The 11,302-nt window shown below is 46.7% G+C and carries 7 protein-coding genes; 2 read left to right on the top strand and 5 right to left on the bottom strand.

Annotated features, from left to right (window positions below; translation table 11 throughout):
- Positions 1 to 12 precede the first annotated feature (12 nt).
- Positions 13 to 483 (bottom strand): MerR family DNA-binding protein, encoded by a 471-nt coding sequence (locus tag K5Q99_RS00925; RefSeq protein ID WP_220775823.1) that lies wholly within the window; start codon positions 481 to 483, stop codon positions 13 to 15.
- Between the two features lie 156 nt (positions 484 to 639).
- Here K5Q99_RS00925 and K5Q99_RS00920 point away from each other — a divergent pair, with 156 nt between their 5' ends.
- Both K5Q99_RS00920 and K5Q99_RS00915 read left to right on the top strand, forming a co-directional pair.
- Positions 640 to 2,874 (top strand): heavy metal translocating P-type ATPase, encoded by a 2,235-nt coding sequence (locus tag K5Q99_RS00920; RefSeq protein WP_220775752.1) that lies wholly within the window; start codon positions 640 to 642, stop codon positions 2,872 to 2,874.
- 312 nt (positions 2,875 to 3,186) lie between these two features.
- Positions 3,187 to 4,779 (top strand): ABC-F family ATPase, encoded by a 1,593-nt coding sequence (locus tag K5Q99_RS00915; protein WP_106651801.1) that lies wholly within the window; start codon positions 3,187 to 3,189, stop codon positions 4,777 to 4,779.
- A gap of 187 nt (positions 4,780 to 4,966) precedes the next feature.
- Here K5Q99_RS00915 and K5Q99_RS00910 read toward each other — a convergent pair whose 3' ends face one another.
- The 4 genes from K5Q99_RS00910 to K5Q99_RS00895 all read right to left on the bottom strand — a co-directional run bounded on the left by K5Q99_RS00910 (position 4,967) and on the right by K5Q99_RS00895 (position 10,992).
- Entirely contained in the window at positions 4,967 to 5,491 is a 525-nt protein-coding gene (locus K5Q99_RS00910; RefSeq protein WP_106650068.1) for a lipocalin family protein, read from the bottom strand.
- A gap of 359 nt (positions 5,492 to 5,850) precedes the next feature.
- Positions 5,851 to 8,445, bottom strand: coding sequence for an FAD-binding protein (locus K5Q99_RS00905; RefSeq protein WP_220775751.1), 2,595 nt, complete (start codon positions 8,443 to 8,445; stop codon positions 5,851 to 5,853).
- A 178-nt stretch (positions 8,446 to 8,623) separates the two neighbouring features.
- Positions 8,624 to 9,652 (bottom strand): sensor domain-containing diguanylate cyclase, encoded by a 1,029-nt coding sequence (locus K5Q99_RS00900; protein ID WP_220775750.1) that lies wholly within the window; start codon positions 9,650 to 9,652, stop codon positions 8,624 to 8,626.
- A gap of 302 nt (positions 9,653 to 9,954) precedes the next feature.
- Positions 9,955 to 10,992 (bottom strand): transposase, encoded by a 1,038-nt coding sequence (locus tag K5Q99_RS00895; protein WP_220775749.1) that lies wholly within the window; start codon positions 10,990 to 10,992, stop codon positions 9,955 to 9,957.
- Between the last annotated feature and the right edge of the window lie 310 nt (positions 10,993 to 11,302).

Below are 11,302 nucleotides of genomic sequence, written 5' to 3'. Positions count from 1 at the left end.
TATTTGTCGTTATTACTTCAGGTTTTTAGCGCAACACTCAGAGCCTGCATCTTGCAGGCTTTGGTCTTTTTGGCATTTGTCATCGTCAGTATCGTGGTCCTCGTGGCTCAGGCTGTCGATAATGGCGCAGTGAGGTTGTTCGCCGCCTTGGCATAGGGTCACCATGTGGTGTAATTGCGCCCTAAGCTGTTGCAACTTATTAATTTGCTCTTCGACATAGGCAAGGTGAGTTTGGGTAAGCTGCTTAACGTCCTCGGCATTACGGCTTTCATTGCCCTTAAGGCCAAGCAAGGATTTGCAATCTTCTAGACTAAAACCTAAGTCGCGACATTGATGCACAAACTTAAGCGCTTCAATATCTTGATGGCGATAAACCCGATAACCTGCCTCATTGCGCTCGCCGCACACTAAGCCAATATCATGGTAATAACGGATACTCTTAACGCTCAAGCCTGTTTGTTTCGCCACTTCGCCTATCTTCATCTTGACCTCTTCTTTGAGTAACTGAATGGTCTTATCCATTTCGCCCAGCAATTAATTGTCGATGTGATCACATTGAGCAAATTCATCCTTGACTCTCCCGCAATGGGAGACTTTATCTTAGACCTATAGTGTAAAACATCAAGTGAGGGATCTCCCATGTCTATGACCAGACTCTATGTCGCCAATATGAATTGTGCTGGCTGCGTCGCGAAAATTGAAAAGGCGTTTGCCGCCCAAGCGGGCGTCGAAGCGCGTGTGAATCTCGCCGATAAACAAGTGACGGTAGAAGGCAAGATGAGCGCCGATACTGCTTTAACTGTGATGGAAAATGCAGGTTATCCGGCGCAGATAGTAGTGGATGAAAAAGTCGCCGCCGAAGAAAAACGCCTTGAAGATGCCGCCGAGTATCGGCTGCGGATGCGCCAAGCTATAGCCGCGCTCGTTGTGGGCGTGCCTATGATGCTGTGGGGATTACTGGGCGGCGAGATGATGATCAACAGTCCAGCGATGCAGCTTGGCTGGGGCATTATGGGACTGGTCACTTTGGCCTTACTCATCACCACGGGCGGACATTTCTACCAAGGTATGTGGCGGGCGCTCAAAGCCAAAACCACCAATATGGATACGCTGATTGTGCTGGGCACTAGTACGGCATGGGCTTATTCCATGCTGGTGGTCATTATGCCGAGCGCATTCCCTATGGATACCCGCCATGTGTACTTTGAGGCGAGTGTGATGATTCTAGGTTTGATTAACTTAGGTCATGGACTCGAGCTTAAAGCGCGGGGCAAAACCAGCGAAGCGGTGCAGCGATTACTTGGATTGCAATCCACCACAGCGATTCGGATCACGGATAAAGGCGATGAAAAGGTTGAGATAAGTCAGTTGAAACTGGGCGATAAGCTGCGTTTGCGCCCCGGTGACCGAGTTGCCCTCGATGGTGAGGTCGAAACAGGGCAATCCCTACTAGATGAAGCCATGCTCACAGGTGAACCCATTCCCGTGCTTAAAAATCGGGGAGATAGTTTGAGCGCGGGCACAGTCAATGGCAACGGCAGCTTAGTTTACCGAGTGACGGCGGGGCAAGAAGATACCAAACTCGCCAAGATCATTGCACTGGTACAGCAAGCGCAAACCTCAAAATTGCCCATAGGTCGATTGGCTGACAGAATCTCAGCGGTATTTGTCCCTACTGTGGTGGCGATAGCGCTGTTGGCAGCGGCAATTTGGTATTTTGTGGGGCCTGCACCCGCCTTAAGCCATGCGTTAGTGGTGCTAACGAGCGTGCTTATCATAGCGTGCCCCTGTGCGCTGGGGCTGGCGACACCTATGTCTATCATGGTTGCTGTTGGCCGCGCCGCCCAAATGGGCGTGTTAGTTAAAAATGGCGAGGCCTTGCAAACCGCCAGTAAAGTCGATTGTGTGGTGCTGGATAAAACCGGCACTGTCACCTTAGGCAAGCCGCAAGTCACTGATTTTAATTTAGTGCAAACGCTGAGTGATGCCGATAAGGAAACCTTGCTGGGCGAGATTGCGAGCCTTGAGCAGCACTCTGAGCATCCTTTAGCGGGGGCGATTGTCAGTTATGCCAAGGGATCCCTGTCACAATTACCCGACACACAGGCATTTACGAACCATCAAGGTAAGGGAATTGAGGGCAAGGTCGATGGCGTATCGCTGGCGATTGGTAATCTCGCCTTGATGACGGCATTGAATATTGTCAATTCCGATGGCAGTGCCTTAGATCCTAACGCGACATTAAGTTTTGCGAACCAAGGTAAAACCCCGATTTATGTCGCTAAAGCGGGCAAGTTAGTGGCCACTATCGCGCTGGCTGATCCGATTAAACCCGATGCGAAAGACGCCATCGCGGCCATGCTGCAAAGGGGTATTCGCGTGGTGTTGTTAACGGGGGATAACCCACAAACGGCGCAGGCGGTGGCCGACCAAGTGGGCATCACCGAAGTGATTGCCGGCGTACTGCCCGAGCAAAAACAACAACATGTGCTGGATTTACAAAAGCAAGGGCATGTGGTGGCTATGGTTGGGGATGGCATTAATGATGCGCCAGCTCTAATGAGCGCGGATGTGGGGATCGCGATGGGATCGGGCACTGAGGTGGCGATTGAAAGTGCGGATATCACCTTGTTGTCGCAGCAATTGATAGTGATTGCTAACTTATTGGCATTGTCGCGGGCGACGATTACCAATATTAAGCAGAATCTGTTCGGCGCCTTTGTGTATAACAGTTTGGGTATTCCGGTTGCGGCGGGCGTGCTTTATCCACTTACGGGCATGTTATTAAGCCCCGTGATCGCAGGTGCTGCCATGGCTTTGTCTTCACTTACTGTCGTCACGAACGCCAACCGCTTAAGACGGCAGAAGTTGTAGTCTTTACTATTCACATAAGCCCTTAGCGTTGGCAAGCAGTGCGACGCTAAGGGTCATCCGATTGTCATTCTGCTCGAATACATTGAAAGCTAAGCCAATAAGGTAAAATTAATTACGCTTCTCATACAGGCATAGTGCGGCGATTTCGGCATTCCCTCTGGCTTTCTAGCCGCCTTTTTAGTTGATAATTTAGCCCAAACTGCTATAGTGCCACGTTTATTTTTACCCCTTCGGCATAGCGTTATTTGGTTTATGCTTATTTAAAGCGGCGCCAACGGGCTCGGCCAACATTACTCGATTTGGAAGTTCATTTTGATCACAACAGCAAATATCACCATGCAGTTCGGCGCTAAGCCACTGTTTGAAAACATCTCAGTTAAATTTGGCGGTGGTAACCGTTACGGTCTTATCGGCGCGAATGGCTGTGGTAAATCGACCTTCATGAAGATCCTGTGTGGTGATCTAGACCCTAGCAGCGGTAACGTTTCGTTAGATGTGAATGAGCGTCTGGGTAAACTAAGCCAGAACCAGTTCGGTTATGAGGAATTCAACCTGATCGATACCGTGATCATGGGCCACCGCGAACTGTGGAAGGTAAAACAAGAACGCGACCGTATTTATTCTTTGCCTGAAATGAGTGAAGAAGACGGTATTGCCGTTGCCAACCTAGAAATGGATTTTGCTGAGATGGACGGTTATACCGCCGAATCCCGTGCTGGCGAATTACTGTTAGGTGTAGGTATCGGTATTGAAAGCCATTTTGGTTTGATGTCTGAAATCGCCCCGGGTTTAAAACTGCGTGTGCTTCTTGCGCAAGCTCTGTTCTCTGATCCAGACGTGCTGCTGCTCGACGAACCTACCAACAACTTGGACATCGACACTATCCGTTGGTTACAAGACATGTTGAACCAACGTAGCAGTACTATGGTTATTATTTCGCATGATAGATATTTCTTAAACTCAGTTTGTACGCACATGGCTGACTTAGACTACGGCGAACTGCGCGTTTACCCAGGTAACTACGACGAATATATGCAAGCGGCGACTCAAGCTCGCGAGCGTTTATTGTCTGATAATGCGAAGAAAAAAGCCCAGATCTCTGAGCTGCAAACCTTCGTAGCACGCTTCTCGGCTAACGCGTCTAAGGCGAAACAAGCCACCTCTCGTGCCCGTCAAATCGACAAGATTAAGTTAGACGAAGTCAAAGCCTCTAGCCGTGTGAACCCCTTCATTCGTTTCGAGCAAGAAAAGAAATTGTTCCGTAATGCTTTAGTGATTGAAAACCTAACTAAAGGTTACGATAAGCCACTATTTAAAGACTTAGACTTGATTGTTGAAGTGGGCGAGCGCATTGCGGTACTGGGTGAAAACGGTATCGGTAAAACGACCCTGTTACGTACCCTGATCCACGATATCCCGCAGGATGCAGGTACTATCCAATGGTCTGAAAACGCCAACATTGGTTACTATGCACAGGATCATGAGTCTGATTTCGCTAACGATATGACCTTGTTCGAGTGGATGAGCCAATGGCGCAAACCAGAAGATGACGACCAATCGGTACGTGGCATTTTAGGCCGTATGTTGTTTGGCTCTGACGACATTAAAAAGTCAGTCAAAGTGCTGTCTGGTGGTGAGAAAGGCCGTATGTTATTCGGCAAGCTCATCATGCAAAAAGCCAATATTTTAGTGCTCGACGAACCGACCAACCACATGGATATGGAATCGATCGAATCATTGAACAACGCGCTGGAAATGTATGAAGGCACCTTGATTTTCGTGAGTCATGACCGTGCATTCGTATCGTCGCTGGCAAACCGTATCCTTGAAGTGACTCACACAGGCGTGAATGACTTCAGAGGCACTTACGATGAGTTCCTTGCCAGCAAAGGCATTGAAGTCTAACGCTATTTGTTATTTAGCTGCATGTGTAAATACATGCATTTAAATACATGCATTTAAATACAGTGCAGCTAAATGCAGCATCAATAAAAACGCCGCGATTCATTGCGGCGTTTTTGTATCCATTGGTTGTCTTTTATCTAGCGATTAGCTTTTCGCGCACTCGATTTTAGCGCATTGGCGGCACTCGTTAGGGCGCTGACTCTTGCTGCACATAAATCAAATTGTCGGTATCAAAGCCGCGTGCTTTAGACATTTCAACAAACTTTTGCAACACCTCGGGTGGCACAGTCGGGGTTTTAGCCAGTAGCCACAAATAACCCGTGTCGGGCCCCGATATAAAAGCGTATTGATAGTTTTCATGATCTAATTCGAAGACCACATACGAACCATAAAATGGCCCAAAGAAGGAGACTTTCAAATAGCCTTCTGAGTCCCCATTGACAAAATAGGCCTTACCTTCGGCTTCTTTCCATTCGTTTTTAGCCGCGGAAAATCCACGGTTAATTACCCTAACACCACCATCCTCTTTCAGGCTGTATTCTGCGCTAACTTGGCTTAAGCCTCTTTCGAATGAATGATCTAATCGTGCAATTTCGTACCATTTACCTAAGTATTTATTTAGCTCAAAATCATTCACGGGTTGAACCAGTTTAGGCATGCCTAAACAACCGCTGAGCAAAAATATACTAATGACTAACAGTAGCTTTCTCAATTTGACCTCCTGATCCTAAGTCTTAGTCATATATCTTGAGTGAGATGTTCAATCAATCCTCTGTCGAGCTTACACTATTTTCTTCATATTATTTCAGCTACTTGGCTTCTGTTGGTAAAAGTTCTGTTAGTTAAAGTTCTGTTGTCTAAAGCCTTCTCGGCGAAGCCTTGTGGCTTACTCGCTTGCAACCCGCACTTTGCGCTGACTGATAAAGCCCATCAGCGCGACGACCAGGCTTGCCATGCTTAAGCGGGTGAGTTTCTCGGCAAAGAAATAATGGGCGAAAATAGCCGACACCGTCCTGTGGACGGCGTCGATTTTGCCCTAAAAACTCACCCTAGGCTATGTCAGTGTATTAACTAAATAATGCTTTTACGTGAGCGGAAATGGTTAAAGCTATCTTGGCTGTAGGCCGCCTTAATTCGTTTTAACGCGGCGTAGCTATGGTCGAAGTACACATCAGTGGGGATGGCCTTATCTTTGAAGCTGATAAAAGCGCCTGAGGTGTTGGGGATGTCATAATTTCGGCTGGCATCAATCCAATCGAGCGCACGATTAATGCGAGTAAACACTTGGCTATCCTGCAATTGTTGTTTCTCTTGCAGGGCGTTATTCCACCAAGTTTGATATTGAATCGTGTATTGTCTGTCCTTGTAGGGGAAGGCGCTGCGGCGCTTTTGCTCTTCACCCATAGTGCGATAGTAATCGCCCGTAATGGCGCCAAGGGTTACATAGGTAAATAGCCCCAATTGGCGATTGCCTTCAAGCACATAGTGCGAAGTTAAGCTTTCGAGCAGTGGCTTATAACCGTCCCTTAGCCCCGTTTGATTGACTAAGCGTGAGGTGACTTTATGGGGCGCGGGTTCATCCACATCGGCTGGATTAGGTGAGCGGCTTATGCCTTGTAAGTCAGCTTGCAGATGTTGAAAAGATTCCCTTTCCCAACTGGGCATTAAGTTTTCACCATAGGCTTTGGTGAGTCCGCCCATCCCCTCGATGCGAATTTCATCGGGCACTAGGTCAAACTCATTAAATTGTATTTGAATAAAGTGGTTGAGGCTGGCTGAATTGCCTTCCCAAAAGCCGTACATCAAGCAGTTATGCTTAATCGAATCTGTGTCTATGTCAGGCGTTTTGTGTTGTTCTGCGGGGAAATTTTTGGCATTTATCTTGAGATTAGTGCCAACCAAACAGCCAGTGCTGTCGGCATTTATGATGGCTTCCCAGCGCTGTAAAATGTCTTTTGTTGGGGTGTGCTCAATGATTTCATGGGTTTGTTTATCATAGCAATTCCACTCTAACTCAAACTTGATAAGGCTTGGCGGTAGTGGAAAGGTCTGCACAAAAAAGCGGGTCACTATGCCGTAACTTAACCCGCCGCCACCTTTGAGCGCCCAGAGTAACTCAGGTTTATTGGCAACCGAGACGACTTGAGTTTCACCAATACCGAGGACGATTTCTGCCTGTAATAGGGATTCGCAGCACATGCCGTATTTGCGGGTCCAAGGTCCTGAGCCGCCTCCCATAATAAATCCCGCTAAGGCAACGCTGCCGCTCGTACTATGGGGGATCATCACGCCTTTTTTTGCAAGGGCTGTGGTGAGTTCGATAAAGCGATTGCCTGGACCAATGGCCGCAATACCTGTGATGGGATCTAAAGTGAGGCTATTCATCTTCAGCAGATCCAACACTATGGTATTGGTCTCAGTGCTTTCTCCTTCGTGATCATTCCCACCCGAGCGCACGCTGATCGGCAAGTTATAATCGATGGCCGCTTTATAGGCGATTTTGACTTCTTCAGTGGAAGTGCATTTGATGATCGCCAGAGGTTTTTTTTGTAACCTGCGGTTGAACAGCTGGCAAGCCTGTTGGTAGGCAATCATTTGCTTACCCGTGCTGACCGAGAATTGCTGTTCACTATAATAATGGCCACTGGTAATAATATTGTCGGCCGGAATGTGTGCGCGAACTTCATTGATAAAGTTAACAAAGTTTTTGGCTTGGGTGATCACTACGTTTTCACTAATACGAACTTCTGCACTTAATTCTTCTTCGGTCGATTGAATAACCAAACAATCCCGTTCGAGTTCATTTGCGACGGTCACGTCAATGCTCGAGCGATAGGCCGTCAGCGATTTAAACACTTCAATATTGAGTGTGATATCCGCTTGGTTGCTCGCCACGTAATTAACGACATAATTAAAATTAGGCCAAGTGTTATAGTCGCACTCAATAATATAAGCTCGGCGTTCGTGGGGCGGAATAATCTTTGGCAGCTGTTGATTATAGGTGTTGCTATCCGCAGTACTTTTTATAAATTGATGTTCAGTGTCATTAAATATAACCAGTAATACTTTTTGTCTTTTGAGTGGAATAAAGTTTTCATCGCGTAAATTATGCGTATCTTGATGCTGATAAATGTAAAGGTTATTTTCGGTAATTGATTTCTGTTGCGCTGGATTACGATAATAGTCGACGATTTCGGTTCGGGTTAATAATCGGTTGAGCAAGGTGATACCAAATATTTCGCCATTGAAATGTGTATCACTGTGATTCGGTAAAGACACGTTTTCAATTAAAAATTCATTGTCGGCAACCAGTGACAGATTATTGAGTTGTGTATGGGTAATATCACCATCCACATAACAACTGATTTCATGGTATTCGTGGCAAATAGTCAATAAGTGCCACTGGCCATCGTTGAGTCCACCTAAGGTTGATATTGCCTCTACCCGCAGTAAGGTGGTATTAATCACGCATTCAATATGCCCCAGTGAATTAATATCCACCGCGAAATAGGTATCTTCTCGATCAGTTTTATAATGGAACACACGCCCAGCTGCACTGGTTTTTACCCAACACTGGTAAGTGAATATGGCAAGGGGTGACGTGCTCACGGGTAAGCTTTTTTCAATCACTGCCCGTATATTTCTTGATGCCTCAAGCTTGTCCATATTCGTGCGTCCTTTCGTGTGTTTTTTATGTTTTCCTCAGTGCGCTAAAGCGCGACTGGGGTCATTCATCCCGTGGTTAATCCATTATGGCTAACTCAGTTTTGCTAATTAAACCGCGGGTAACTATGTTGTTTTGGATAAATCAGTTTTGGGTAAATCAGTCGCCAATAAATGGGGATTAAAGTGACGCGTTAATCCTGTCACGGCCATCGGCTTTGGCGCGGTATAATGCGGTATCGGCAGCGCACAGCATGGCGAGTGAGGTACGGTACTGGCCATTGATTTCACTCGCAATCCCTTGGCTCGCGCTCACAGAGACATAGTCGCGCAGCCCTTGCTCGGTAAAGCGCAGGTCATTAATCCCTTGCTGCACTTTTTGGGCAATCGTTAGTGCCATTTTGGCATTGTGGCTTGGTAGAATTAGCGCGAATTCTTCACCGCCGTAACGCGCTGCCAGGCCAATGTCTATCGGCACTATGTCAGCAATCACTTTGGCAATCTTGCGTAAGCATTCGTCGCCTTGGATATGGCCGAATTGGTCGTTGAACACTTTGAAATAATCCACATCGATAATCACCACGCTGATAGGGCGCAGCTTACCTGTGCATTCTTCCCAATAGTGATGCAGCATTTCGTCGAAGTATCGGCGGTTCGCCAGCCCTGTCAGTGAGTCTGTGGCGGCCAATTTACGTAGCTTTTGATTCTCCGCTTTGTGCTGCGTTAAATCGTGCATCATCATCACGAACAGAGGTTCATGGCTGGGGATGTAGGAAATGGAGAGTTCGACATCTTTTGCTTTGCCTGAGGCGGTAATGAGGGTGATTTCTTCGGCGCAGTGCTGCACTGGAATGCCGCAGTTTTTGCCTAGCTTAATATCATTGCTCAGCAGATTGTCGTAGCGAGCTTGATGGTGCTCAGTCAAAAAGTTACGCCAATCTTGTCCCTTCAAACTGGCCTGCGGGCATGTCAGTAAGTCAGCACCTTTGCTATTGCTAAAGTAAATGTAACCTTGGGCATTGACGATAATCACAGGCTCGGTTAGATGCTGAATAAACTGCTGAATCGTTTCAATCGAGGCATGCTCGAAGAAGGTTAACGGCAATGCGGGCTCGACCAAGCCTTGCTGCGCAGTGCACTGTAAGCCATTGTCTTCACCTACAAGTGATAATGGATGTTGTGAGCGAGTCTGTTTAGGTGAGCTTGTCATCGTTATCATTCTCCGTGAACCTAATGTCATCTGCGCTAAGCGCTTTTCTGATGATGACTTTATTCTTCGCAAAGAAAAGATACCTTCTGCTTACCTTCCGATTTAATCTATTGTTTATAAAGGTTTTAAATTTACTCTTCTCGCGGTAAATTCTCCGATTTAGCGGAAACGTGCGAGATTTTGGGGCATGGCTAAGTTGAAAGAGTGGCACTCATGAGTGGATTTTTGGCTATTAAGCGGCAAGCGCAAAGGATGTTAGTGTCGAAATTTAACCGCAGATAAAGAGTGGGGAAACGGCTCGTTCACCCTAAAGGTTGATTTGGATGCAGAGCTTCGCTACTCGATTTTCCCCTACACCATTTACCACCTTGCTGAAGTTTAAAAGCACACATCGCATCCCAACGACCACTGATGCCACTGTACTGGCGGCGAAACTCTTTGGCTGAAAGCAGCCATGCAACGGATGCAATCCCTAACTCATTGAGCAGCTTTGGTCGCTGATTATCGATAAAGCCTTTTTTATCATGGCGAATCGCGCGACCCGTCCAATCGATAAGTTCCAGATAATCGGCAAAATGAAAGGGGATGCCCGTTTGCCGATGAAGGTGCGTTGCACCATCAAATTTTGCGAGGGATTTATGTGGTGTTGGCTGAGAGTTATCTACAGGGGGTTGGGTTATCAGTGGTGTGACGCTGTTAGGGGAAAGTGCGTTTAGACGTTCTTGAATTGATGTAAAATCAGAGGATTGCAAAGAGTCGGCAATCCCTGCTCGAATAGGGTTTAAATCCACGTACATCATGCAGGCTAGTAAGGCTTGCTCATCTAGTAAAGCTTGGGATTTGAAACGGCCTTCCCAGAAGGCACCTTTACACTCATCTTCTCGATTTGCTTTACGGGCAATCTCTTCATTTAGGCAGCGCATAAACCAAGAAATACTGCTTAATCGCTCTTGCCACTCGGCAATTAAGACATCGAGTAACATGCGTTCACCGTCGATTAAGGCATCACCATTCATATATTTAGTGGCAATGGCATAGCCTTTAGTGATTTGGCACCAGCGGCTGATAACCTCTTTTGGGCTTAAGGTTTTTGCTTCCTCAACATCAATTTTAAGTACTAAATGGTAATGGTTGTTCATCACTGCATAGGCGCAAATGTCGATACAAAAGATAGCAGATAATGCTTTGATTTTATCGACAATCCAGCCACGTCTATGCTCATAACTGCGGCCTGAGAGTTTATCCTCACCGCACAGAAAAGCCCTTCTGACACAGCGATTTATCACATGATAGAAGGGCGTTGTATTGGCATCGATAAGCATTCTTCTGGCCGAGGTCATGACTCGCTCCAAACAGACAAGGTGAAGATAATTTAAAGACTAGTAGAAGAGTGGACAAAGCACAAAAGACATGGCTGTCCCCACTTGTTTTACCATATATGTCCCCACTTATTTGCTTCTTACTTCTTGTATAAGAGGGGATAAAGCACAAAAAGATATGGCTGCTGAGATGGTCACCTCGGTCTCGGCATCGCAATGTGCCATGATTTAGGTGCACAAAATCTGACTCGAGGTGACCGATATGAACTATAAACTCATCAGCATTGATTTGGCAAAAACTGTCTTCCAAGTCGCAGCCTTTAACCCAGAC

It is taken from the genome of Shewanella hafniensis (assembly GCF_019655335.1).
In the GTDB taxonomy this organism is placed as follows: domain Bacteria; phylum Pseudomonadota; class Gammaproteobacteria; order Enterobacterales; family Shewanellaceae; genus Shewanella; species Shewanella hafniensis.
This window is presented reverse-complemented; position numbering and strand designations above follow the sequence as displayed.